Source organism: Brevibacterium sp. GP-SGM9 (assembly GCF_047300845.1).
GTDB lineage: Bacteria > Actinomycetota > Actinomycetes > Actinomycetales > Brevibacteriaceae > Brevibacterium.
Window position 1 is genome coordinate 2,219,342 of record NZ_CP178563.1, and the last position, 23,595, is coordinate 2,242,936.

Below are 23,595 nucleotides of genomic sequence, written 5' to 3' on the forward strand. Positions count from 1 at the left end.
ACTCGGGAGAACTCATGACCAGCATTTCCCAGACCATCGCCTCCGCCGCCACCCAGATCGGGCTCGAGGACATACCGGAGAAGGTCCAAGTGCGTGCCCGCCACCTATTGCTCGATTCGATCGGCGTCGGCATCGCCGCCAGCCACACGGACTTCGCCGAGGTGGCCATGAAGGGCCTGGCATCACTTGATCCCGGCGACGTTCCCGTCATCGGGCGCTCCCAGACTCTCTCGAAGTCGGGGGCCGCCATCGCCAACGGCTTGATGATCCATGGCCACGATTTCGACGATACGCATATCGCCGCAGTGTCGCATGTGAGCGCCTCGTCGCTGGCCGCGGTCATCAGCGCCGCCGCCGGCAGCACGTCCGTCAGCCTCGGCGATCTGCTCGTCGGGTATATTCTCGCGATCGAGGTCAACGCTCGCCTGGGGATGGCCGTCGACGGCCAGTTCCATGACAAGGGCTTCCACCCGACTGGCGTCCTCGGTGCCTTCGGTTCGGCTATCGGTGTCGGCAGACTCTCCGGCCTGACCGCCGACCAGCTCGTCTCCGCTCAAGGCATCGCCGGATCGTTCTCCTCGGGCATCCTGCAGTTTCTCGATGAGGGAGCACCGACGAAACGACTCCACCCGGGCTGGGCCGCCAACGCCGGACTGCACGCCGCCAGTCTTGCCGCGGCAGGATTCGAGGGGCCGACCGAGATCTACGAAGGACGGTTCGGTCTCTACCGCACCCATCTCCAGGACCGCTCCGCGCCGAGCGCAGATCTCTTCACCAACCTCGGCGAGGTCTGGGAGGTCGAGAATGTCGCGGTCAAACCGTTTCCGACCTGTCATTTCACCCATTCGTTCATCGACATCGCGACGCGACTGCGAGAGGATCCTGCATTCGACTTCGAGCAGATCGAATCAATCACGGCAAAGATCCACGATGTGCCAGCAAAGGTCGTGTGCGAACCAATCGAGGACAAGCTGCGGCCACGCAGCGAATACGATGCGAAGTTCAGCCTGCCGTTCCTGACAGCGGCGGCGCTCAAACACGGGAGGATCACCTTCGCCGAGCTCGACGAATCGGCACGCAGCGAGGAGGATGTTCTCACGGCAGCCGCTCTTGTCACGGTCGAACACGATGAGGCCAGCCTCTACCCGAAGGCCTTCTCAGGTGACCTGACCGTCGCCCTCAAGGGTGGTGCCATTCTGCACGAGGCAGAGCTGGTCAACAGGGGCCATGAATCACGTCCGCTGAGCAACGACGAGGTCAAAGCGAAGTTCGACGAATGCGTGGTGCCTGTGCTCGGCGCTCAGCAGGCCGCGGAGATCCGGTCCGCGATCACCGACTCGTCCTCCGATACTGCTGCGGCGGTGCTCATCGGAGCGTTCAATGGATGAGTCCCCCGATCCCTCCGGGACCGACGGGTCGAACCTCGCGACTCCTATCAGCACGCGGGGCCCCGGTTGGCTGTTCGTCCCTGCGGACCGACCGGACCGCTTCGCCAAGGCTGCCGCCTCGGCAGATCTCGTGATCATCGATCTCGAGGATGCGGTGCGCGCCGCTGACAAGGAACGGGCGAGACAGACTCTGCGCACGGCCGATCTTGACGTGGAGCAGACCTGCATCCGCATCAACGGCTTCGCCACAGCGGACTTCGCTGCCGATCTTGCGCTCGTGCGCGAACTCGGAGTCAGAACCATCATGCTGCCCATGACCGAGGAGGACCAGCCGCTTGATTTGCTGTCGGACTTTCAGGTTATTGCTCTCGTCGAGACCGCCAAGGGGGTGTCCGGGGTTGAATCGATCGCGGCCGTTCCGTGTGTGCAAGCATTAGCCCTCGGGTCGGCAGACCTGCAGCTTGACCTCCGCTCGCGCGCCCTACCCGGTGCCGAATCCGCCTTCGATGATCTCCTGGCGTTCGCGCGGACCAGGCTGCTCTTCGCGGCCCGATCCTTCGACATCGCTGCCATCGACTCGGCCCATGTCGCCATCACCGACGAATCCGGGCTTGCGGGAGCGGCGAGCACTGCAGCTGCCTACGGGTTCGATGGGAAGCTCGCAATCCATCCCCGTCAGGTCCCACTTATCCGCCGCGCATTCGCTCCGACCTCCGGTGAACTCGAGTGGGCGCGAGCGGTGGTCCGCGGAGCGCATTCCCACTCCGTTGGTGCATTCGCCCTTGACGGTGAGCTCATCGACGAGGTTGTAATTCGGCGGGCCGAGATGCTTCTCCGCCTCGCCTCTTGAGACCCAAGCATCCGGCTGGGAACTGTTCTGCAGGAAGCCGAATGGTCCGACGGTCACATTGCGCGCTCGAGGTCGAGGTGTGAGGGTCAGAGCCGGATTCGCATTACGATGGCATGACAGGTAGTCGGCATCGCCCGTGGCAGCCGACTACACGGGCGAATACGCAGAGGAGTAGGGCAGCTTGGGTCAGCGCATTATCGACTTCTCACTGATTGCCGCCGTGCCCGGCAGCAGTTCCCACACCCTCGGCCGTCCGCTGAAGCAGGCGATGCACGGCCTCGAGATCGCCGGAGTCTGACATGGTCGAATCAAGAACCGCCTATTCAGTGGTTGCAGAGAAGCTGCGGCGCCAGATCCTCGACGGGACGCTCGCTCCCGGTTCACGTCTGCCCTCGGATGCGGAACTTCGCGAGACTTACGCGGTTGGGCAGAGTACGATCCGAGAAGCCCTGAGGACTCTCTCGAGCGAGCATCTTGTCAAGAGCGTACGCGGAGTGAACGGCGGCTCATTCGTCACGATGCCCACCGTGGGTCATCTCGGTTCACAACTAGAAGTCGGTGTCACGCTGCTTGCCTCTGCCGAGTCGATCTCCATTGACGATCTCATGGAGATCCGGCATATCACCGAGGTTCCGGCCGCGGGATACGCGGCCTCTCGGCGAACCGACGAGGATCTGGTGAAGCTGAGGAACTCGGACCCGAGCCTGCGGAGTGAGGAGTCATCGTTCTCGAGCCACTCGACCTTCCACCAGCAGATCGTCGAAGCTGCGCACAACACCTTGCTTGAAATTGTCACGATTCCGCTATTCAATGCATTGCAGAACATCGTCGGTGAGTCGAATGCTGCTGCGAATATCGGCACCAGCGTCAGCCACGATCATTCGGCGCTCTTCGACGCGATCGTCCGTCGCGACTCAATGGACGCAATGGCGCTCATGCGTCGTCACCTCGATACCGTCTCGGAGTACTATCGCAGCCGCGGACTGTAGAAGTTCTATTAGGGTCGATCGCAGAAATGACCTCCTCGGGAATGGCTGACTGATCATGCCGATCAAGCCGACCCTACCGAGGAGGTCACATTCAATGGATCAGCTTGCGCGTGCCTCAGCTCTCAGGGAAGCCGTCGCCGCGTCATCAACGACCCAGCGTTCTGTGTCGACGGCAACCCCGTAGTCCCGAGCGGCTTCTTCCGCGGTGAGGTATTCATCCCACACGTCGTGGAGCACCGCGAACGGATCTCTCTCGAACGGATCGCCGAAGCCTCCCCCTGACGGCATCCGAATCTCCAGCGTATCGCCGGCACGTACGACCTCCTGGGTGACCTTGGAGTAGAGAACCTCTTCGCGATCGGTACCCGGGTTGCGTACGAAGGATCCGGAAACCCCATCGGCTCCGCCGAGCGCACCAGCTGGCGCATCGCTCCTGTTATCGGCCTCGGACCCAAGGAATGTATCGGTCATCATCAGCCAACGCCTCACGCTGCCGATGCCTCCACGCCAGCGTCCTGGTGCAGGAGATTCGTCACGCAGCTCATAGCGCTCAGCACGCATCGCATGATTGAGCTCGAGTTCTTCGATCGGGTTGTTCCTCGTGTTCGCCATAAGGGCATCCACTGCGTCCATGCCATCTCGCCCGTTGCGACCGCCGTATGATCCTTCGTTGATTTCGATATAGACCCAGTAGCTCTCCCCATCCTCGGCAACTCCCGAATAGGCGATGGCGCACAGCGCTGACGATGAACCTGCGATTGCGTGGTCCGGGAGTACCGGAGCCAACGCCAGATTGATGGAATCAAAGACACGATTGACTTGAGAAAAGCGTGCGAAACACGACGCAGGAAAGTCCGGGTTGAAGATCGTGCCTTCAGGGGCATACGCCTTCACCGGCCTGAAACAGCCGTCGTTCTGCGGAACATATTCGGGGGTCGTCTCCTCATCCAGGAGAATCGTTCGGATCGCACTGACCGCCACAGGAAGAACCGACCCCTCGAACGGCACGTTGAAAGCAGTTGGCACCTGCTCGTTGGAGCCGGTGAGATCGATGAGCACCTCATCGCCGCTGATGTCGACGCGGACGGCGACTTTGAGCGGTACCCCACGATTCTTCCCATCGTCATCGAGGTAACCGATCGGCGCCTCGTAGCTACCATCGGGCAGCTCACGAATCCTATTCCGAAGCATGTTCTCGGAGTAATCCATCCACGTGTCGCTGGCGCTCATGACGGTGTCGAAGCCGTGGGCTTCGAGAAGTTCGAGGAATCTCATCTCACCGATCCTGGCGCAGGACACGAGAGCTTCCAGATCTCCTCGGTTCTGTTCGGGAGTCCGAACATTGTCGAGGATGTGCTGGATGAGAGCGTCGTTCCGCACTCCGCCATCGTAGATCTTCATCGAGTCCATGAGTTTGCCCTCTGCCCAGACGTCGACCACGTCCATGCACAGCCCTGGGAAGTTTCCGCCGATGTCCGAGACATGACCGGTGCATCCAGCGAATCCGATGTGCTCGTCCTTCCAGAAGATCGGGATGATGACTCCGTAGTCCGGCGAGTGCGCGGCTCCGTGGTAGGGATGGTTGTGCAGAATCACGTCTCCGGGTTTGTATGTGCCGGCGAGTCTGCGGTTGACGCCCTTGATGTATGCGGGAATCGATCCGCAGTGCATGGGAGTCGAGTCCGATTCGCAGAGCTCGCGGCCATTGACATCGAAGATTCCGGCTCCCAGGTCTTCGGACTCTCTGATCAGACTGGAGTAGGCCATTCTATAGAGCACTTGAGCCATTTCCTTGGCCATGGAATCGAGTGCCCCACCGATCACTCGCAGAGTGATCGGATCGACTTCAACCGAATTCCATGTCCGGTTTGCCTCCGGTGCAAGTGATACTCCAGTCTTCGGCATCATTGCCTTGCTCATGACTTGCTCCTTTCGATGATGATGTGTCCGAGTTCATCGACTTTGGCATGTTGGCCGATGCCGACGATTGATGTGGAGTCGAATTGTTCGACGATGGCAGGACCGTCGAAGACGTTCCCAGCTTTGAGCAGTTCCCTCGAATACACCGGAGTGTCGATCCATTCCGGGTCTCCGGCGTCGTCGGTCCACATAAGAGTTCGAGTCGTCGTGACGAGTGCAGAAGACGCGTCGGCACCGCCTTTGGCGATCTCGGGAAGCTTGATCTGTGGGACCGCCCCGATACCTGTCACTCTGACGTTGACGAGCTGGACTGGTTTGTCATCGAATCGCTGTGAGTACATCCTCCCGTGAAGTTCGTGGAAGGCCTGAGAAACGCTTTCCACCCATCCCCCGTTGATTTCGCCGTCGGGCGCTTGGACTCTCAATTCGTATCCCTGCCCGACATATCGGCAGTCGACGCTGCGTTCAAGACTGATCTGTTCGTCTGGAATTCCGTCGTCTTTGAGCTGTTCGACTGCCTGCTCTGACAGACGCGTCAGTTCACGGCCAAGCAGCTCGAGGTCAGGGTCGTCGGATGAAGTCCAAGCTGTTGTCGGAACTTCGTATCGAATGTCTGTAGCGAGCAGGCCAACCGCCGAGGTGATGCCTGGGTGGTTGGGAATGATGATTCTTGGAATGTCCAACTGCTTGGCAATATGCCAGGCGAAGAGCGGGCCGGCTCCTCCCTCAGCTACCAAGGAGAAGGCGCGGGGATCGTAGCCCTTTCTCACCGAATGAAGGCTGATGGCTTCTGTCATTGAGTGTGCGAGCACCGTGAAGATTCCCATCGCGGCTTTCTCCAGACTGGTCTTGAGCGGTTGCGCGATGTGTTCTTGCACAGCTTCTTCAGCCAGGCTGGGATTGACGGTCATTGTGCCAGACAGGAAGCTCTTCTCCCGCAGCCATCCGAGCACAACCATTGCATCTGTGGAGGTCGGTTCTGTGCCGCCATTGCCGAAACAGGCCGGGCCGGGAATCGCGCCGGCGCTTCGCGGTCCGACTCGGAACATCCCACCCTCGTCGATCGAGGCGATAGAACCTCCGCCTGCACCGATGGTGTCGACTTCTGCCATGGGGACCATTGCGTGATAGTCCCCGATTCGGGTGTCCAGCAGATGCTTCATCCGCAAGCGGCCATCTGGAGCTACGCCGACGTCGGCAGAGGTTCCACCAACGTCAAGGGTGATCACACTCGGGTACCCGGAGGCCGCTCCGATTGCACAACCTCCGATGAGGCCTGCCACCACGCCGCTGGTGAGGAGCGACACCGGAGTCTCGCGAGCGCTGCGCGCAGTCACGAGGCCGCCTGCGGAGGTCATAAGATGAACATCATCGCTCACATCAGCGTGGCTCGCCTTGTCGACGAGTCTCGCAATATAGTTCGATGTCTTCGGCCCGACGAAGGCGTTGAGGGCAGTGGTCGAAAATCGTTCGTACTCCCGATACTGACTGGCGACTTCGCTCGACAGCGAGATGAATGCTTCCGGGAATTCCTCTTTGAGGATCTCTTTGACTCTCTGCTCATGAACAGGGTTTCTGTACGCGTGCAGAAATGCGACTGCCACGGCCGCAACTCCGCGTTCTCGAAGCAGCTGCACTTCTCGCCGGACTGCGGTCTCGTCCAACGGCGTCAGGATGGAGCCGGAAGCATCGATTCGCTCTGGAACTGTTCGCCTGTTCCTCCGGGGCACGAGCTGCCATTTCTGCCAGGGAAGCTCCTGATAGTTCGAATAGTTCAGAGGACGCTTCTTTCGAGCAATATGAAGCAGGTCGCGAAATCCATCCGTGGTAATCAGGCCCACGTCGTCGCCGTTGTGCTCGAGGACGATGTTCGTTGCCACGGTCGTACCGTGAAAGAACATGTCGACGCTTTCGGGCGAGATATCTGCCTTCTGCGCGAGAGCGGCGACGCCGTTCATGGTCCCAACAGACGGATCATCGTTGGTTGAAGGGGTCTTGTGGACTGTGATCGTGCCGTCGTCGTCCCATAGAACTAAGTCAGTGAAAGTTCCGCCGACGTCAACTCCGAGTCGCTTCATGAGGGTCCATTCAGAAGTTGGGGCAATGTACTGCGATACGAGCACTGCTTTGTGCTTCGCATCACAAATGCGAATATACCTCAGATCTTTAAGCGCGGCTAGACGTCAATATTGCGGATATTAGCGCCCGCTCGGCACTTGAAAAACATATTTCCAGATAAACAACTGATGTTTACGGCTACAGAAGGGAGGTTGAGCTCGATACCGTCTTCACCCAGGACATCATAATTTCACCATTGACTTATATTCTCCTCTGCTTATACTCAACATATGCACGCATTCGACGTGCTCGGGGATCCCATTCGCCGACGGATTCTCGAGCTGCTGACCTCTGGTGAGATGACCGCCGGTGAGATCGTCGATGCCGTCGGCGAGGAATTCGCCATCAGCCAACCAGCCGTCTCCCAACACCTCAAGGTCCTCCGCGAGTCCGGATTCGCCAGTCGCCGAGCCCAGGGCACGCGGCGTCTCTACGCCCTCGAACCCGCTCCCCTGCGCGACGTCGACGAATGGATCGATCCCTTCCGCCGCTTCTGGGCCCCACGACTCGACGCCCTCTCGACCGAGATCACCCGGGGCAAACGTCGGCGACGCAATGAGCCAGACCACGACAACCCTGCCGAGAGCACCGCAGCTTCCGGCAGCACCGTAGCCTCCGCCGGCACCAACCGCGATGACACCGACACCGCCCTCACCGATGCAGAGGAGAAGTCATGACCGCCCCATCCGATCCCAGCAAGCCATCCGAGCCGCTCACCCCAGCCGAAGCCGAGATCCTCGCTGCACAGGCTGACACCGTCGACCGCGAGCTGAGCATCGACATCGATGCCGGCACCCAGCACACGGTTCAGTCGATCAGTCAGACCTATCCGACCACGCTCGCCGACCTCTGGGAGGCCTGCACCGACCCGGCCCGACTGGAGCGCTGGTTCGCCCCGGTCAGCGGAGACCTCGAACTCGGCGGCCGCTATGCCATCGAGGGCAACGCCTCGGGCACCGTGGAAGAGTGCGAACCGCTCACCTCCTACACGATCACCTGGGAATTCGGCGGCGGCACCAGCCTCGTCACGGTCCGCCTCGCCGAGGACGGCGCTGAGTCCCGACTGACGATCGAACACTCCCACACCGGTGAAGCCGGCGCGGAGTTCTGGACCCAGTTCGGTCCCGGCGCCACCGGCGTCGGCTGGGACCTGTCCCTGCTCGGCCTCGCCTTCCACCTCGTGGCGGGCACCGGTCGCCCGGCAGACGAGAACCACTTCGTCACCATCGACCTCGCCCAGCAGTTCGTCCGCGACTCCAGCACGCGCTGGGGCGAGGCCTCAGTCACCGCGGGCACCCCGGAGGCCGAAGCGATGGCCGCCGCCGAGCGCACCACCGGCTTCTACCTCGGTCTGCCCCCGGCCGAGTAGTTCAGCGAGGCTCGAGGCGGACGGGACCTGCAGAACCGCCCGCCTTAGGAGGACGAAATGGGCAGAAGTGCCCGGCGTGAGAGGACGAAATGGGCCGATCTCTTCGCGGCAGATCGGCCCAAAGGGTCCACCCACCACAGGATCAGTCCATTACGTCCACCCAAGGGCTACTGGCGCTCCGAAACGTCTGCACCGGATCGGTCCGTTACGTCCGCCCAAGGGTCGCCAGCGCTACGAACGCCTGCACCCCAAACGCCCACCCCTCATTCCGCGCGGCGGGCGCCGAGTGCCAAGCGGGCGATGTCGCGGAGCACGCTGAGTTCCTCGCTGCCGTCGAGCAGCCCTTTGAGCTCCCCGGCCGCCTGCGCCAGCAGGCCGCGATAGGCACCGCCCACATTGTCCGGCTCGCGTGTCAGCGGGTAGGACACGCAGAGGGCGAGCACGGTCCCTCCCGCTGTAAAGGCGACACTCGCCGAGGCGGTCCCGACCACCCGTGCCTGCTTCGTCGCGTAGAACTCGGCGGGGTTGCCGGGGCCGCACAGCGCCAGCGCCGCCGATCCGCCGTCGACGAGGGGCAGCACGGTGCCGACCCCGCGGGAGACCCGCAGTTCGTGGTCGGCTTCGACATTGCGCACGCACACTCGGTCCTCACCGACGCGCACCCACAGCTGCACCGATTCGCTCGTCAGCGTCCGCAGGTGCTCGAGCACCGAGTTCGTCGTCGCGATGCTCCGCCTGCCCGGGAAGGGCCCCAGGCGCAGCAGTCCGGAGGAGTCGCGGACGATGAACCGGTGGGCCCGCAGATCTGCCAGCAGTCGGTAGGTCGTCGACTTGGAGTACCCGAGACGGCGGCACACCTCGGCGGCGGTCATCGGGGTGTCCTGCAGGGCCGCGAGGATTGCGGCACTGCGGTCGATGACCCCGATCTCCTTGGCCGCGCCATCGGTCATCTCGGCCTCCGATCGCGCCTTCATGCCACGCTCACATCCGCGAGCAGTGCACGGCGGCGAACCCACCAGCGGAAGATGATCGGACCGACGATGCCGAGGACCATGAGGGTGATGATCGACAGCGACACCGGCCGGGTGATCAGCGGCATGAACGAGCCTCCCGAGATCTGGAGCATGCGGCGGAAGTTGTCCTCGAGCAGGGGCACGAGCACCAAGGCCAGGATGGAGGGGGCGAGCGGGATTCCGCCCTTCTCCATGAGGTAGCCGATGATCCCGAAGATGCCGAGCAGCATGAGTCCGAAGAGGCTGAACTGGATCGCGTAGGCGCCGATGACGACGAGGACGAGGATCGCGGAGAACAGGATCTCCTTGGGCAGTTTGAGGAGTTTGACGAACACGCCGACCAACGGCAGGTTGAGAATGATCAGCGCCACGTTGCCGATGTACATGCTCGCGATGATCGTCCAGATCAGGCCCGTCTCGTCGCGGAAGATCAGCGGTCCCGGCTGCAGTCCGTACATCGTGAAGACGAAGAGCAGCAGCGCCGTCGTCGCCGATCCCGGGATGCCGAGGCTGAACAGCGGAATCATCGCCCCGCCGACTCCGGCGTTGTTCGCTGCCTCCGGTCCGGCCACACCTTCGATGGCTCCGTGGCCGAATTCCTCCTTCCGCTTAGAGACCCGCTTCTCCATGATGTAGGACATGAACGAGGCCAGCGAGGGACCGACTCCGGGCAGGATGCCGATGATGAAGCCGAGCACCGAACCACGCGCCCAGGGCATGGCAGAGCGCTGCCAGTCCTGCTTCGTCATCCACTTGTCGTCACCGAAGCTCTGGATCTCCTCCTTCGCCCCGCGACCGAGCGCGAGGTTGCGGATCGCCTCGGGGATCGCGAAGAGCGCCATGGCGAAGATCGTGAAATCGATGCCGTCGGAGAGCAGGTCGATGCCGAAGGTCTGGCGGGGCAGTCCGGTCTGGAAGTCGAGGCCGACGAGGCCGACGGCCAGTCCGATGAAGATCGAGATGAGCGCCTTCGCCCGCGATCCCGCCGACATCGTCGAGGCCAGCAGCAGGGCCGTGGCCATGAGCAGGAAGTACTCGGTGGCTCCGAAGACGTTGGCGAGCTTGACGAGCACCGGGGACAGGAAGGTCAGGCCCACGATGGCCAGGGTGCCGGCGAGGAAGGAGCCGATCGCTGCGGTCGCGAGCGCGGCCTTGCCACGACCTCGGCGGGCCATCTCGTAGCCTTCGATGGCAGTCACCGCACTGGCGACCTCACCAGGGGTTTTGATGAGCGTGGCGGTGATCGAACCGCCGTACATCGACCCGTAATAGATGCCGCAGAGCAGGATCAGACCGTGCACCGGCTCCATGCCGAAGGAGACCGGGATGAGGATCGCGATCGCGGAGATCGGCCCGATGCCCGGCAGGACCCCGACGACGGTGCCCAGCAGCACGCCGAGGAGGGCGAAGGCGAGGCTGGCCGGTTCGAGGGCGGAGACGAAGCCGCCGCCTAGATCGACGAGTGTGTTCATGCCAGCCCCCTACCCGAGGATCCCGACGGGCAGGTAGACCGCCAGCCCGTAGACGAATGCGACGTAGATGATCACTGCGAAGAGGACGGAGAAGGTGAGATTGCGGATCCACTTCGCAGGCGCATAGATGCTGGTCAGAGCCATGAGGAAGGCTGCGGTGGAGAGGAGGAACCCGACCGGGATGAGGATCGCCAGGTAGACGAAGAAGAGCGCGAACTGGATGACCACCTTCTTCGACGGCGGGTCCTCCGGAGCGTCGAGGACGACCCCGGCGGCGGTGCCCGCGGAGGAGGAATCATCAGAGGCATCCCCCGCCGAGGCGGCCGCACCGTCCCGGTCCCCCGCCTCGGCGGCCTTGCGCCCCTTGTACAGCGCCTGGCCGGCGAGGAAGAGGCCGAGCACGATGAGTGCCACGCCGACGATCGCAGGGAAGGTACGCGGGGTGACGATATCGCTCGTCTCCCGGATCGAGAATGTCGCGATGTAGTAGACGAGGCCGACGATCGTGATGACGGCACCGGTGATGACGTCGCCGCGCAGGATTCTCATTCGCCGCTGCCCAGATCGGTTTCCTTCACGCCTTCCTCAACGGTGGCCGCGGCGTCGTCGACATAGGACTGGGCGTCCTCGCCGGTGCGGAATTCGGTCGCCCACTGGTTCTTCTTCAGCGTGTCCTGCCAGGTCTGCGAGCCGCTCATGTCTTCAAGCGTCTTGGCCCAGTAGTCGACGGCCTCGTCCGGCATATCGGCAGGACCGAACACTCCGCGCCAGTTGCCCAGGGTCACGTCGTAGCCGGAGTCCTTGGCCGTGGGCACATCGTCGTAGGGCGCGGCGAGCGGCTTCTCGGCGAAGGTGACCAGCGGTTTGATGTCCCCGGATTCGAGGACGGATCGGAATTCGCTCATCCCGGCGATCGCGACCTTCGCGTCTCCGTTGAGCATGGCCGTGGTCTGTTCGCCGCCGCCGTCGTAGTTGACGAAGTTGATGTCGGACGGGTCGACTCCGGCTTCCTTGGCGAAGAGCGCGAAGGGCAGGGTGTCATCGCCGGCCGCGGCGACGGTGACCTTCTGCGGATCGTCCTTGAGTGCCTTGACCAGGTCCTCGAGGTTGCCGAAGTCGCCGCCGTCGGGGGTCACGACCATGAAGTCCTCGACGTAGAGGGTGGCGATGAGAGTGGTGTCCTGCGGGCCGTATTTGCACAGGCCGCGGGCCTTCATCGTCTGGCTGGCCAGGGAGGTGATGGCGATCTGATCGTCCTTGCCCTTCTCCTGCTGCATCATCGAGGTGATCCACGAGCAGCCGGTGCCGCCGGGGCGGTTCTGCACGGGCAGCGGGGTGGAGACGATGTCCTCCTTCTGCAGGGCTTCGACGAGGGCGCGGGCGGTCGTGTCCCAGCCCGATCCGGGTTCGGCCGGGGCGGTGACCGTGACGGGTCCCTTCGGGTAGTCCCCGCCCTCCCCGGGCGCCTGGGCCTTGTTGCCGCAGGCCGTGGCCACGAGGGCCACGGCCGCGAGGACCGCGCCGACCTTCGCGGCCGACCGGGCTCGCCGCGGTGACCTCGGTGGCGCCTCGCCCATCGCCGAGGTGGTCCGAGCTGTGCGTGTGATCATCGTTGATCGCATTGCTTCTCCTTATTCGCCTGTGCCGTGCTGATTGTTCGGGTAGTGATTGTTCGGGTGCTGCTGTGCTTCGGTGGTGCCTGCGGTGGTGCGGTGCTTCGGTGCTGGTGTGTGCCTGCGTTGGTGCTGCCGGCACTGTGGGTGGGTGGCTCGTCTACTGCGACTGCGTCCGTTCGTCGCCGAGGTGGTCGAGAGTATCCGGCGGCAGTTCGGCGACCGCACCGACCGTGTCGCTCCCGTCGCCAGGCCTGCCCCAGTCCCCCACCGTCTCGGAGCCCTCGTCCGGCGGGCCGTTCGGAACGCTCGGGCCGTCCCGGTAATGGGCGTTGTGGCGACCGGGTTCGGGGACTCCGCTGCGCAGCCCCAGCCTCCGGCCGTCGAAGGTCAGGGGCAGCAGCGGCACGTCGACGCTTTCGCCGGTGGGCAGCCCGGTCGATGCCAGTGCTCCCGAGGCCACGAGGTGGGCATCGGTGGTGAGGTCGGCCGGGGTATTCACCGGGGCGACGGGCAGTCCGCGGCGGGTGCACTTGTCCTCGATCTCGCTCAGGCTCAGTCGCGACAGGGCGGTCTGGAGTTCGGCGTGGATGCGCTCTCGCTGATCGACCCGCCCCTGGTTCGTCTCGAGCGCGGAGTCGGCGGCGAGTCCGGTGAGTCCGAACTCGTCGCAGAGGTCGCGCCATTGTCCGTCGCTGACGGCAGCGACGAAGACCTGGTTGTCCTCGGCGTCGCGGAAGATGTCGTAGACGGCCCAGGTCGCCCGCCTCGTCGGCATCGGTCGCAGCGGTTCGTCGCTGAGCTGGGCTTGGGCCATATGGGTGCCGACGAGGAAGGCGTTGTTCTCGAACAGGGCGGAGTTGATGAGCTGACCGTGCCCGGTCTGCTCGCGCACGCGCAGGGCCGATTGGATGCCGATGACGCCGAACATGCCGCCCATGATGTCGTTGACGCTGGCCCCGGCACGCAGGGGTTGGCCGGGCGGGCCGGTCATGTAGGCCAGTCCGCCGAGCATCTGCACCACCTCGTCGAGAGCGGTGCGCTGTCCGTAGGGCCCGGACAGGAAGCCCTTGAGCGAGCAGTAGATGAGGCCCGGGTTCCGAGTCGAGAGCTCCTCGTACCCAAAGCCCATCGACTCCATCTTCCCGACTCGGAAGTTCTCGAGGAGGACGTCGGCGGAATCGATGAGCTGCAGGACCGTGTCCCGGTCGTCCGCCTCGGCGATGTCGAGCTGGACGCTGAGTTTGTTGCGGTTGAAGGCGGGGAACAGGCCCGAGCCGGACCCGGGAAGATAGCGGGTCTTGTCGCCGGCTCCGCGGGGTTCGACCTTGATCACCTCGGCGCCGAGGTCGGCGAGGATCATCCCGCAGCTCGGGCCCATGACCATATGGGAGAACTCGATGACGCGGATACCCTCGAGCGGCAGCGGTTCGGTGGGGTTCGACGTGGAGCCGGCATCCGCCTCGGCGCCGGTGGCCCCCGGGTGCGCGCTCATGGCGTCCCGCTCGCCGAGGTGGGGGCGAAGCGGTCGTCGAAGACGGCCGGGGTCGCGGGGATGTCGGACAGGCTCGAGGTCAGGTCGTGGCCGACGGCCGCGATCAGGGGTTCGCGCACCTCGGTCAGCGCTGCCACGTCGACGCCGGTGGCCACGCCCTCGCGGTGGAGGAGGTGGACGAGGTCGTCGGTGCCGATGTTGCCGGCAGCCCCCGGGGCGAAGGGGCAGCCGCCGAGTCCGCCCATGGCCGCGTCGAAGTTCGCGATCCCGAGGTCGAGGGCGGCGATGACGTTGGCCATGCCGAAGTTGTATGTGTCGTGCAGGTGGAGGTTGACCGGTTTGCCGGGGAAGGCCTCGAGCACCGCCGAGGTGTTCCTGCGCACCAGCGAGGGGTTGGCGTTGCCGATGGTGTCGGCGACTCCGATGCCGTGGGCGCCGGCGTCGACGAAGGGGCGGAGGACCTCGACGAGGTGATCGGCTTCGGTGATGCCGTCGAAGGGGCAGATAAAGCTGACCGCCGTGGAGATGTCGAAGCGCAGCCCCTGGTCACGGGCGTATTCGGCAGCGAGGAGTAGTCGTTCGCTGGCCTGGGCGATCGGGGCGTCGGAGTTCGCCTGCGAGTGCCCTTCGGAGGCGGAGAGGACGAGTTTGATGTTCTTCGCCCCTGCGTCGACGGCACGCTCGGCGCCCTTGAGATTGAAGACGAGGGTGAAGAATTCGACACCCTCGGCCTCATAGGGCTGGAGCCTCCGCAACACCTCGTCGGTGTCGGCCATCTGCGGGACCTTCTTCGGGTTGACGAAGGATCCGATCTCGAGTTCGGTCAGGCCCGCGGCGATGAGTCTTTCGGCCAGGGCGACCTTGGCATCCGTGGGCACGATGGCCTTCTCGATCTGCAGCCCGTCGCGCAGGGTGGTGTCGAGGATGTGGACTCTGGATGGCCGAACCATGGGACTCCTTGAGGTGACATCCCGGTCATCGGGAAGTGCGTTTCACCGTGCTGCACTGCACGATGAGTCCATAGTTACCACATTCCGCTCGCGGAGCGGTATACAAAGTGCTCGCTATGTGAGAGCGCGCGAGCTTTTGCCTACTCATGTTCCCGTTTAACAGGACAGCATGTTCAGGTCTCGTCCTCCTCGGACGATTCGCCGGAGGCCGCCCTGCCGAGCCCGAGCCAGTTAAGCACCTCCTCGGTGTGCTCGCCGAGGTCCGGGCCGAGGTGGTCGATCGGCAGGGACTGACCGCCGATGACGGGGGTGATGCCGGGGAAGGCGACGTCGTCGAGGATCTCTTCGCCGGTGGAGACATCGAGGTTCTGGATCATTCCGCGGGAGTTCAGCTGCTCGTCGGCGACGAGATCTTCGGCAGTGTAGATCGGGCCGGCGGGAACACCGGCCGCCTCGAGGGCGGCGACGACATCCTCGACCTCGCGGTCGGCGCACCAGTCTCCGATCGCCTCGTCGAGTTCTTCGCGCCGATTCCACCTGCCGGCGTTCGCCTGCAGGTCGGGGTCCTCGGCGAGGTCGTTTCGGTCGATCGCTGTCATCAGTCGGGTGAAGATGCCGTCGCCGTTGCCGGCGATGACGACGGATCTGCCGCCGGCGCAGAGGTACCCGTTCGAGGGGGCGATGCCCTCCATCCGTCCGCCTGTGCGGGTGCGGATCTCGCCGAAGGCCGAATAGTCGGGGACGAGGGATTCCATCACGGAGAACATCGCCTCGTTCAGCGCCACGTCGACGGTGCGCTCGGACAGCGGGCCCTCGCCTTCGAAGCTGTGATCGGAGCCGACGACCGCCTCGGCGGCTCCGGCGATCTTCTGTCGTTGGCGGTCGAAGAGCATCATCACGGCGCCGAAGGCGGCCTGCATGCCGGCGATCGAGTCGCCGATGGAGATGCCCACGCGCACGGGTGGGCGGTCGGGGTCGCCGACGAGCTCGCGGAAACCGGAGTAGCCTTCGGCGACGGCGGCGAATCCGGGGCGCTCGGACATCGGACCGGTCTGGCCGAATGCGGAGATGCGGACGAACACGAGGTCGGGGTTGGCCTCCTCGAGGACGTCGGGGCCCAGCCCCCACTTCTCGAGCGTGCCGGGCCGGAAGTTCTCGAGGACGATGTCGGAGCGGCGGACGAGTTCGAGGGCGGCCTTCCTGCCCTCGTCGGAGCGCAGGTCGAGGACGACGGACTTCTTGTTGCGGTTGATCGTGCGATAGAGCATCGAGGTGGTGCCGGCCTTGAGCCGCCAGTTGCGCAGTTCGTCGCCGGTGTCGGGGCGTTCGACCTTGATCACCTCGGCGCCGAAGTCGGCGAGCATCCGGCCCGCGGTGGGGGCGGCGATGTAATTGCCGAGTTCGAGGACTCGCACACCGGTGAGGGGAAGTCGGCGCCTGGTCATGTCGATGCTCCTAATCGTGCGGCAGCGGTGCGCGGGGTTCACGAGGGTCGCGAGGTACGCGACTTTCGCGGGCACACCGTGGTCGTGGTCGGCCGGGTCGGTAGTCCCATGGTGCCAGGTCTCGGACCTGCAGTCCCGGACATCCGCATACTCAGATCACACGGCCCGGGTGAACAGCGCCCGAGACTTGAGCGAACTCCACGCAATTGCCCTTGCCAGCTGTTGTCCTCTGAGTTCCGGTGTCCAAGACTGGCAAGCAGGTCGCAGATCGCGGCGCATCGTCACCGAACAGGAGTTGAACACGGGATCCAACGATTTCGACGGCAACAACCAGAACGGTCAGAACGACTTCAATGCACAGCAGGACGGACCCGGCGGACAGCAGGGTGCTCCCGGTCAGCAGGCTCAGGGCCAGCAGGGCCAAGGCGGCTTCGACCAGCAGCGCTGATCGACTCACCGGCCACGTTTGAGCAATGAGGGGTGGCGCACCGTTCGGGTGCGCCACCCCTCGTTCCGTCTCGGGATATTGCCCGTCATCGAATCCGCATCGGTCATTCTGCGGCGGGCACCACCCCGGTCAACGACCAACCTCAACTCAGTCGGTGACGGTCACGACCTGGCGGTGGCGGCCGAGGCCTTCGATCTCGAGTTCGACGACATCACCGTCAGCAAGGTAGGGATATTTGCCCGACATGGCCACGCCCTGCGGTGTCCCGGTGAGGATCACATCGCCCGGCTCGAAGGCCATCGCCTGACTGAGTTGGACGATGATCTCCCCGACATCGAAGATGAGGTCGCTCGTCGAGGAATCCTGGCGAACCTCGCCATTGACCCAGCTGCGCAGACGCAGGGACCCGGGGTCCACCTCGGCGGCGGGCCTGATCCACGGACCCAGCGGCGTGAAGCCGGGCAGGTTCTTGCCCTTCGACCATTGGCCGCCGGACTCCTCGATCTGGAGTCTGCGCTCGGACAGATCATTCGCCAGCACATAGCCCGCGACATGCGAATATGCCTCCTCCGCAGAGTCGACCCGGAAGGTCCGTGAGCCGATGACGACTCCCAGCTCGACCTCCCAGTCGGCCTTCGTCGCGTACGGCGGCAGCTCGATCGGATCGGTGGGGCCGCTGATCGTCGAGGGCATCTTGAAGAAGATCACGGGGCGCTCGGGCGGTTCGGCCCCGGCTTCCCGGGCATGCGCCGCATAGTTCATGCCCACGCAGATCACCGCTGAGGGCCTGGCCAGCGGCGCACCGACGCGCAGATCATCAGCACCGACGAGCGGCTCGAGCTCCCCGGCATCGAGCGCAGAGCGGACTCGATCGATGCCGTTCGCAGCGAAGAAGTCGGAGTCGATGTCCAGGGTCACCGGGCGCAGGTCGTAGTCGACGCCGCCTTCGCGGGCCACCGGGATCTCGTGGCCGATCGGTCCCAATCGCAGCAGTTCCATAGGGTTCCTCTCTTTCGAGTGCGGCCACCTCACTGTGGCCACGGTCTACGCTAACGATGTCTCGCATACTAAGTTGGAACTGTTCAAGAATTGGACATGTATTTTGTCGACCAGGACCACCCGAATCACGCGGCACATCGTCGAAAACTTTATTCAACCAGATGGTTGACTTACCCTCCTGTGCGGGCTTAGGATTTCAATCAACCATATAGTTGAATACGAGGAGGATCTTTGGCCGACCAGCTTTCCAAGGTCTTCGCCGCCCTGTCCGACCCCACCCGTCGGGACATGGTCGCGAGGCTCAGCGTCGCCGACGCCACGGTCAACGAGCTCGCCGAACCGTACGAGGTGAGCCTGCAGGCCGTATCGAAACATCTCAAGGTGCTCGAGGATTCGGGACTGGTCACTCGCACCCGCGAAGCCCAGCGCAGACCGGTTCACCTCGAAGACAATGTGTTCGATCTGATGACGAAATGGATCGAGAGATACCGACAGCAGGCAGAGGAACGCTACCGACGCCTCGACGCGGTCCTGGAATCGATGGACGCGGACGAGGATACGAACACCCCGAACCCGGCAGCCGCCTCGGCGCCGGGATCCGAAGCACAGAAGACAGCACGCACATCACGCAAGGGAGCATGACATGACCACCACCGACACCACCGCCGACTATTCGACCCTCAAGCTCGACGTCCCCGCCGACGTTCAGACCGTGTCGATCACGCGCGACTTCAATGGCACCCCGGACAAGGTGTTCCGAGCGCATATCGATCCGGAGCTCTTCGTCAGATGGTGCGGGCCGGACACGATCACGAACACGATCCGTCAGTGGAACCCGAAGACCGGCGGAAACTGGAGCTACGTCTCGACGGACGGCTCCGGCGAGTACGGCTTCTTCGGATCATTCCACGAGGTCCGGGAAAACGAACGCATCGTCCAGACCTTCACCTTCGAAGGCTTCCCGGATGCCGTGAACCTCGAGATCCTCACCCTCATCGATCTCGGCGACGGACGGACCCGACTGAGCTCCACTTCGATCTTCGACTCGATCGAATCCCGCGACGGCATGGTCGCCTCGGGCATGGAGCACGGCATCGTCGAGGGCTACAACAAGCTCGATCGACTGCTGGCCGAGGGCTGATCGGGCAGTCTGCTTCCACCTCAGATACCTCGCGGGGGCTGAGCTACCTGGCGCCAGGTAGCTCAGCCCCCGCGAGGTATTTTGGAACTGGCGCGAAGCGGCTGCACGGCGACAATACGTGGAGCTGGCGCGAGGTCAGGGAGTCTTTTCCGCCATCATGGCGAAGTAGGAGTCGCGGCTGCGGCGGACGTGGCGGGCCATGACCTCGACGGCCTTCGCCTCCTGGCCTGCGTCGATGGCCGCGATGATCTCGCGGTGCTCCGGCCAGGCCTGCGGGCCGCGGCGGGTGACGTTGAGCGAGTAGAGCCATTCGATCTTGCCCGAGATCTGCCGCAGCAGGCTGATGAAGGAGACGCTGCCGCTGAGTTCGGCCACGGCGAAGTGGAAGCGCATATTCAGCACCGCCAAATCCTCGTAGCGCTCCTGCTCGATGACGACATCGCCTTCGGCGAGGATGTCGCTGATCTCCTTGCGGACGCCGTGCCATCGGTCATCCGGGGCCGCGCCGCTGCTCTGCTCGGCCGATCGCTTCGCCGCCCTCTTGGCGGTCGCGGATTCGAGGACGATGCGGATCTCGAACAGATCCTCGGCGTCCTCAACCGGGGACGGAGCAACCATCGACCCACTGTAGGGCCTCGACTCCACCAGCCCTTCCGCCTCGAGAGAGCGCAGAGCCTCCCGTACGGGAATCCGAGAGACCGCATACTGCTTGGCCAAGGCAGCTTCGCGCAGCTTGCTGCCCGGAGCATGGGTCCCGGTGATGATGTCCTGGCGGATCTTCGTCCCGACGCTGACGCTGCTGGAAGTTGTCGAGGAGGTCGCAGCCGCGGCCCCGGTGGCAGAGGCCCCCGTCTGAGAAGGGTCAGACATTGAGCAGACCGGATCCGGGCACGGCCGCCAGAAGCTTCTGGGTGTAGACCGCACTCGGACGGTCGATGACGTCCCTCGTCGGACCGGATTCGACGATCTCTCCACTCTTCATCACTACAACATCGTCGGCCAAGTTCGCGACAACTGCAAGATCGTGGGTGATGAACAGGCAGCTCACGCCCAATCCCGACTGCAGATCCCGCAGCAGATCGAGAATCTGCTCCTGGACGAGGACGTCGAGGGCGGACACCGCTTCATCACAGATGAGCAGCTCGGGCTCGCTGATGAGTGCGCGGGCAATGGCGATCCGCTGGCGCTGACCGCCGGACAGATCGGCAGGCCGCCGCTCGAGCATTGACTCGGGAAGCGCCACATGGTCGAGCACCTCCCTGACCTTCGCCGTTCGTTGACGACGAGTCCCGATCGCGAACACGTCGAGTGGTTCGCGGATGATCCGCTCGATGCTCCACATCGGGTTGAGCGAAGAGAATGGGTCCTGGAAGACCGGCTGACTGAAACGACGCAGGATGCTTCGCTCCGCCCGAGATGTGGCATCGACATTGCGGCCGTCGGCGAGGACCTCCCCGCTGGTGGCCTTCTCCAGACCCAGCACGATCTTGGCTATCGTCGACTTTCCCGAGCCGGACTCTCCGATCACCGCGGTCGTCTTGCCGCGTTTGGCTGTGAAGCTCACGCCCTTGAGCGCGTAGACCTCCCTACCGCGACCGCGCAGTCGGTAGACCTTGTGCAGGTCGTTGACCTCCAACACATTCGCCGAGGTGGCCGCCGCCTCCCCGGAAGATTCCTCTCGGCCGGCATCGTTCGTCGGATCTCCGCCAAAGGCCCCCTGCCTTACCTCCGCAACGGTCGCGGCAGGCCGCTCGAACACGATGCTCGGCGCAGCTTTGACCAGTGCCTTCGTATACTCGTGCTGCGGATCGCCGAGAACCTGTTCAGGCGCGCCGCGTTCGACGACTCGGCCCTCGTGCATGACGAGGATCGTGTCGGTCCTCTCCCCGGCCACGCCCAGATCGTGAGTGACGAAGAGGAGTGAGGTACCGCGTTCGGCGACGAGATCGGCGAGATGATCAAGAATCTGCTTCTGCACAGTCACATCGAGGGCCGAGGTCGGTTCGTCGGCGATGATGAGGTCGGGTTCGCCGGACAGGGCGATGGCGATGAGGATCCTCTGGCGCATGCCGCCGGAGAACTCGTGCGGATAGGACCGCCGCCTCGCCTCTGCGTCCGGAATTCCGGCTTCGGTCATCAGCCGTACGACATTGCGGGTCACCTCGGCGGTCTCTTTCATCCCGTAGGTCCGCAGCGCATCGGCGATCTGGTCGCCGACTCGCATGCTCGGGTTGAGACTGGCCATCGGGTCCTGTGGGACAAGTGCGATCGACCGTCCGCGCAGCGACTGCAGTCGCTGCCGGTCAGCTCTGACCAGATCCTCACCGCGGTACTTCACCGATCCGGAGCTGACATGCCCGGCACCGGGCAGGAGACCGAGGACCGCGCCGATCGTCGTCGACTTGCCGGACCCCGACTGTCCGACGAGGGCCAAGCGCTCCCCCGGCTCGAGGGTGAATCCGACGTCGTGGAGCACCGGGGTTTCGTAAGAGACTTCGAGACCGGACACCTCGAGCACGAACTCATCGCCTGCCCGGTCGGCATTCGCCTGCTCGTTCATCATCGTCCCGCCGCATAGCCTTGGGCACCGCGCGGATTCGCCCCCGCGGTGAGCTTCCCTGTCGCCGGATCCCTCGTCACGCACGACAGGCGCCCGAGCTCCCAGTCCCCAGCCTTCGTCACGGCGTGGCCGCGGTTGATAAGTCCGTTGATGACATCCTCGCCGAGGCGATCCTCGACGACCGCTCCTCCCGGAACCCAGGTGCGGGGCCAGAAAGAACCCGCCAGTGCTGTGGTGTGCAGGGCCGGGGCATCAATGGCCTGCTGAGGCGCGTATCCGCCGACGAGCATGCGCAGGACCATCAGCAGCTGCCACTGTTCCTGCTGGTCCCCGCCCGGCGAGCCGAGTGCGATGACGGGCTGGCCGTTCTTCGAGATCAGAGTCGGAGTCAGAGTGGTGCGAGGCCGTTTGCCCGGAATCAGTGCCGAGGGTGATGTCTTGTCCAGCCACACCATCTGCAGGCGGGTGCCGAGGCAGAACCCGAGCTCCGGGATCGTCGGCGAGGACTGCAGCCACCCGCCCGAGGGGGTGGCGGAGATGATGTTGCCCCACCGGTCGACGACGTCGATGTGGCAGGTGTCGCCGTTGTTGACTCCGTTCTTCTGCACCGTCGGCTCACCGATTCCGGCTTTGATGAGCGCCTCCCTGTCCGCGCCTTCCGGCACGAGAGGCGGGGTGAAGGCCGGTGCCGCGCCCTCCCGTGTGGCACCCGGCCGGAACTCGTGTGAGGCTTCCTCGGTGATGAGGAGACGCCGGCTCGCCGCGTACTTCTCGCTGAGCAGCCACTCGAGGTCGACCTCGCTGTCGCCGTAGTAGGTGTCGCGATCGGCCATCGCCAGCTTGAGCGCCTCGAGGATGGTGTGGGCACCGATCTCGGTCGACGGGTCGAGACGATCGTCGTCGAAGCCTTCGAGGATCTTCAGCGTCTGCAGCAGGACCGGACCCTGACCCCAGGCTCCGATCTTCGCGATTTGGAATCCGCGGAAGTCCACGGTCACCGGAGTCTCGAATCCGGCGTCGAAGCCCGCCATGTCCTCGACCGTGATCACCCCGGCGTGATCGCCTCCGGTCGAATGCCGGTGCGGGGTGGCGACGAACCCTGCGATCGCCTCGGCGACGAATCCTGACTTCCATTCCCGGCGTGCCGCCTGGATCCGAGCCGCCCGTCCCTCGGGACCTGTGCCGTCATCCGCTTTCTCACCTGCGGCGATCAGTCGTCTGAGCACCTCGGCGTAGGGGCGGTTGTAGACGAGTTCGCCGACTTTCGGGATCCGTCCGTCCGGCATCCACTGCGCCGCCGAGGTGGTCCAATGGTCGGTGAATAGCTCCTGGACGCGTTCGATGGTGCCGATGACACGAGCGAGAACCGGGTGGCCGTGTTCCGCATAGTCGATCGCGAACTCGAGAACGTCTGTGAGCTCCCAGGTTCCGTGGTGTTCGAGGAGGTTGAGCCAGGAGTCGACGGCGCCCGGGACCGTGGCGGCGAGCGCTCCGGCTCCGGGGACCATGTCGAGACCTTCGCTGCGGTAGTGCTCGATCGTCGCGGCTGCCGGTGCCGGGCCCTGTCCCATCATGATCTGCGGGTGGGCGGGATCCTCGGCGGTGGCGAAGACCCCGGTCATGTCACCTCCCGGGCCGTTGAGGTGCGGCTCGACGACGTGGAGCAGGAACGCTCCGGACACGGCGGCGTCGAAGGCGTTGCCCCCACGTTCGAGCACCGCTTGGGCGGCTGCGGTGGCGAGCCAGTGGGTGGACGCGGCCATGCCGAAGTGTCCCTCCAGGGTGGGACGAGTGGTGAGGGTCGCGGGTGCGGTGAATGACAAGG

Annotated in this window: 21 protein-coding genes; 8 read left to right on the forward strand and 13 right to left on the reverse strand. The window is 64.1% G+C overall.

What is annotated here, in order from left to right:
- Positions 1–14 precede the first annotated feature (14 nt).
- The 3 genes from ACH82I_RS10025 (at position 15) to ACH82I_RS10035 (ending at position 3,227) form a co-directional block, all read left to right on the forward strand.
- Positions 15–1,388: an MmgE/PrpD family protein gene (locus ACH82I_RS10025; RefSeq protein ID WP_413332283.1), complete on the forward strand. Its 1,374-nt coding sequence runs from the start codon at positions 15–17 to the stop codon at positions 1,386–1,388.
- Complete coding sequence (locus tag ACH82I_RS10030) at positions 1,381–2,238, forward strand: HpcH/HpaI aldolase/citrate lyase family protein (protein ID WP_230745372.1); 858 nt, start codon at positions 1,381–1,383, stop codon at positions 2,236–2,238. Before ACH82I_RS10025 ends, ACH82I_RS10030 begins: the two co-directional genes overlap by 8 nt.
- A gap of 299 nt (positions 2,239–2,537) precedes the next feature.
- Entirely contained in the window at positions 2,538–3,227 is a 690-nt protein-coding gene (locus ACH82I_RS10035) for a FadR/GntR family transcriptional regulator (protein ID WP_230745373.1), read from the forward strand.
- Positions 3,228–3,326: 99 nt separating this feature from the next.
- On the opposite strand, the gene ACH82I_RS10040 is transcribed toward ACH82I_RS10035, so the two are convergent.
- Both ACH82I_RS10040 and ACH82I_RS10045 read right to left on the reverse strand, forming a co-directional pair.
- Complete coding sequence (locus ACH82I_RS10040) at positions 3,327–5,147, reverse strand: hydantoinase B/oxoprolinase family protein (RefSeq protein WP_413332285.1); 1,821 nt, start codon at positions 5,145–5,147, stop codon at positions 3,327–3,329.
- Positions 5,144–7,225, reverse strand: a complete 2,082-nt coding sequence (locus ACH82I_RS10045; RefSeq protein WP_413332287.1) for a hydantoinase/oxoprolinase family protein — start codon at positions 7,223–7,225, stop codon at positions 5,144–5,146. Before ACH82I_RS10045 ends, ACH82I_RS10040 begins: the two co-directional genes overlap by 4 nt.
- Before the next feature lie 270 nt (positions 7,226–7,495).
- Here ACH82I_RS10045 and ACH82I_RS10050 point away from each other — a divergent pair, with 270 nt between their 5' ends.
- A complete protein-coding gene (locus ACH82I_RS10050) occupies positions 7,496–7,942 on the forward strand; it encodes an ArsR/SmtB family transcription factor (RefSeq protein WP_413332289.1) in 447 nt (148 codons plus the stop codon).
- Entirely contained in the window at positions 7,939–8,634 is a 696-nt protein-coding gene (locus ACH82I_RS10055; protein ID WP_413332291.1) for an SRPBCC family protein, read from the forward strand. The genes ACH82I_RS10050 and ACH82I_RS10055 overlap by 4 nt, the downstream gene beginning before the upstream one ends.
- A gap of 263 nt (positions 8,635–8,897) precedes the next feature.
- On the opposite strand, the gene ACH82I_RS10060 is transcribed toward ACH82I_RS10055, so the two are convergent.
- The 7 genes from ACH82I_RS10060 to ACH82I_RS10090 form a co-directional block, all read right to left on the reverse strand.
- A complete protein-coding gene (locus ACH82I_RS10060; protein ID WP_413332293.1) occupies positions 8,898–9,608 on the reverse strand; it encodes a helix-turn-helix domain-containing protein in 711 nt (236 codons plus the stop codon).
- A complete protein-coding gene (locus ACH82I_RS10065; RefSeq protein ID WP_413332295.1) occupies positions 9,605–11,119 on the reverse strand; it encodes a tripartite tricarboxylate transporter permease in 1,515 nt (504 codons plus the stop codon). The genes ACH82I_RS10060 and ACH82I_RS10065 overlap by 4 nt, the downstream gene beginning before the upstream one ends.
- Positions 11,120–11,128: 9 nt before the next feature.
- Positions 11,129–11,668, reverse strand: coding sequence for a tripartite tricarboxylate transporter TctB family protein (locus tag ACH82I_RS10070; protein ID WP_230745385.1), 540 nt, complete (start codon positions 11,666–11,668; stop codon positions 11,129–11,131).
- Complete coding sequence (locus ACH82I_RS10075; RefSeq protein ID WP_413332297.1) at positions 11,665–12,729, reverse strand: tripartite tricarboxylate transporter substrate binding protein; 1,065 nt, start codon at positions 12,727–12,729, stop codon at positions 11,665–11,667. Before ACH82I_RS10075 ends, ACH82I_RS10070 begins: the two co-directional genes overlap by 4 nt.
- Before the next feature lie 163 nt (positions 12,730–12,892).
- Positions 12,893–14,227, reverse strand: coding sequence for a CaiB/BaiF CoA transferase family protein (locus tag ACH82I_RS10080; protein WP_413332299.1), 1,335 nt, complete (start codon positions 14,225–14,227; stop codon positions 12,893–12,895).
- Positions 14,224–15,177, reverse strand: a complete 954-nt coding sequence (locus tag ACH82I_RS10085) for a hydroxymethylglutaryl-CoA lyase (RefSeq protein ID WP_413332301.1) — start codon at positions 15,175–15,177, stop codon at positions 14,224–14,226. The genes ACH82I_RS10080 and ACH82I_RS10085 overlap by 4 nt, the downstream gene beginning before the upstream one ends.
- Positions 15,178–15,350: 173 nt before the next feature.
- Positions 15,351–16,622 carry a CaiB/BaiF CoA transferase family protein gene (locus ACH82I_RS10090; protein WP_413332303.1) on the reverse strand — a complete coding sequence of 424 codons (1,272 nt, stop codon included), beginning with the start codon at positions 16,620–16,622 and terminating at the stop codon, positions 15,351–15,353.
- Between the two features lie 295 nt (positions 16,623–16,917).
- Between ACH82I_RS10090 and ACH82I_RS10095 the strand changes: the two genes are divergently transcribed.
- Positions 16,918–17,070 carry a hypothetical protein gene (locus tag ACH82I_RS10095; protein ID WP_413332305.1) on the forward strand — a complete coding sequence of 51 codons (153 nt, stop codon included), beginning with the start codon at positions 16,918–16,920 and terminating at the stop codon, positions 17,068–17,070.
- Between the two features lie 147 nt (positions 17,071–17,217).
- Here ACH82I_RS10095 and ACH82I_RS10100 read toward each other — a convergent pair whose 3' ends face one another.
- On the reverse strand, positions 17,218–18,069 hold the full coding sequence (locus ACH82I_RS10100; RefSeq protein ID WP_413332308.1) for a fumarylacetoacetate hydrolase family protein: 852 nt from the start codon (positions 18,067–18,069) through the stop codon (positions 17,218–17,220).
- Between the two features lie 231 nt (positions 18,070–18,300).
- Here ACH82I_RS10100 and ACH82I_RS10105 point away from each other — a divergent pair, with 231 nt between their 5' ends.
- Positions 18,301–18,711: an ArsR/SmtB family transcription factor gene (locus tag ACH82I_RS10105; protein ID WP_230745393.1), complete on the forward strand. Its 411-nt coding sequence runs from the start codon at positions 18,301–18,303 to the stop codon at positions 18,709–18,711.
- A gap of 1 nt (position 18,712) precedes the next feature.
- The gene (locus tag ACH82I_RS10110) at positions 18,713–19,210 is read left to right on the forward strand and encodes an SRPBCC family protein (RefSeq protein ID WP_413332310.1); all 498 of its coding nucleotides are present in this window, start codon (positions 18,713–18,715) and stop codon (positions 19,208–19,210) included.
- 135 nt (positions 19,211–19,345) lie between these two features.
- Here ACH82I_RS10110 and ACH82I_RS10115 read toward each other — a convergent pair whose 3' ends face one another.
- Genes ACH82I_RS10115 through ACH82I_RS10125 form a run of 3 tightly spaced genes read right to left on the reverse strand, consistent with a single transcriptional unit; the run spans position 19,346 to position 23,593 of the window.
- Entirely contained in the window at positions 19,346–20,080 is a 735-nt protein-coding gene (locus tag ACH82I_RS10115) for a GntR family transcriptional regulator (RefSeq protein ID WP_230745395.1), read from the reverse strand.
- A complete protein-coding gene (locus ACH82I_RS10120; protein ID WP_413336753.1) occupies positions 20,073–21,770 on the reverse strand; it encodes a dipeptide ABC transporter ATP-binding protein in 1,698 nt (565 codons plus the stop codon). The genes ACH82I_RS10115 and ACH82I_RS10120 overlap by 8 nt, the downstream gene beginning before the upstream one ends.
- Positions 21,770–23,593, reverse strand: a complete 1,824-nt coding sequence (locus ACH82I_RS10125) for a gamma-glutamyltransferase family protein (RefSeq protein ID WP_413332313.1) — start codon at positions 23,591–23,593, stop codon at positions 21,770–21,772. The genes ACH82I_RS10120 and ACH82I_RS10125 overlap by 1 nt, the downstream gene beginning before the upstream one ends.
- Between the last annotated feature and the right edge of the window lie 2 nt (positions 23,594–23,595).

Coding starts and splice junctions, on each gene's coding strand:
- ACH82I_RS10040 (WP_413332285.1), bottom strand. CDS start 5,147: ATGAGCAAGGCAATGATGCCGAAGACTGGAGTATCACTTGCACCGGAG.
- ACH82I_RS10030 (WP_230745372.1), top strand. CDS start 1,381: ATGGATGAGTCCCCCGATCCCTCCGGGACCGACGGGTCGAACCTCGCG.
- ACH82I_RS10055 (WP_413332291.1), top strand. CDS start 7,939: ATGACCGCCCCATCCGATCCCAGCAAGCCATCCGAGCCGCTCACCCCA.
- ACH82I_RS10065 (WP_413332295.1), bottom strand. CDS start 11,119: ATGAACACACTCGTCGATCTAGGCGGCGGCTTCGTCTCCGCCCTCGAA.
- ACH82I_RS10025 (WP_413332283.1), top strand. CDS start 15: ATGACCAGCATTTCCCAGACCATCGCCTCCGCCGCCACCCAGATCGGG.
- ACH82I_RS10090 (WP_413332303.1), bottom strand. CDS start 16,622: ATGACCAGGCGCCGACTTCCCCTCACCGGTGTGCGAGTCCTCGAACTC.
- ACH82I_RS10060 (WP_413332293.1), bottom strand. CDS start 9,608: ATGAAGGCGCGATCGGAGGCCGAGATGACCGATGGCGCGGCCAAGGAG.
- ACH82I_RS10035 (WP_230745373.1), top strand. CDS start 2,538: ATGGTCGAATCAAGAACCGCCTATTCAGTGGTTGCAGAGAAGCTGCGG.
- ACH82I_RS10045 (WP_413332287.1), bottom strand. CDS start 7,225: ATGAAGCGACTCGGAGTTGACGTCGGCGGAACTTTCACTGACTTAGTT.
- ACH82I_RS10085 (WP_413332301.1), bottom strand. CDS start 15,177: ATGGTTCGGCCATCCAGAGTCCACATCCTCGACACCACCCTGCGCGAC.
- ACH82I_RS10075 (WP_413332297.1), bottom strand. CDS start 12,729: ATGATCACACGCACAGCTCGGACCACCTCGGCGATGGGCGAGGCGCCA.
- ACH82I_RS10080 (WP_413332299.1), bottom strand. CDS start 14,227: ATGAGCGCGCACCCGGGGGCCACCGGCGCCGAGGCGGATGCCGGCTCC.
- ACH82I_RS10050 (WP_413332289.1), top strand. CDS start 7,496: ATGCACGCATTCGACGTGCTCGGGGATCCCATTCGCCGACGGATTCTC.
- ACH82I_RS10100 (WP_413332308.1), bottom strand. CDS start 18,069: ATGGAACTGCTGCGATTGGGACCGATCGGCCACGAGATCCCGGTGGCC.
- ACH82I_RS10110 (WP_413332310.1), top strand. CDS start 18,713: ATGACCACCACCGACACCACCGCCGACTATTCGACCCTCAAGCTCGAC.
- ACH82I_RS10115 (WP_230745395.1), bottom strand. CDS start 20,080: ATGTCTGACCCTTCTCAGACGGGGGCCTCTGCCACCGGGGCCGCGGCT.
- ACH82I_RS10120 (WP_413336753.1), bottom strand. CDS start 21,770: ATGAACGAGCAGGCGAATGCCGACCGGGCAGGCGATGAGTTCGTGCTC.
- ACH82I_RS10070 (WP_230745385.1), bottom strand. CDS start 11,668: ATGAGAATCCTGCGCGGCGACGTCATCACCGGTGCCGTCATCACGATC.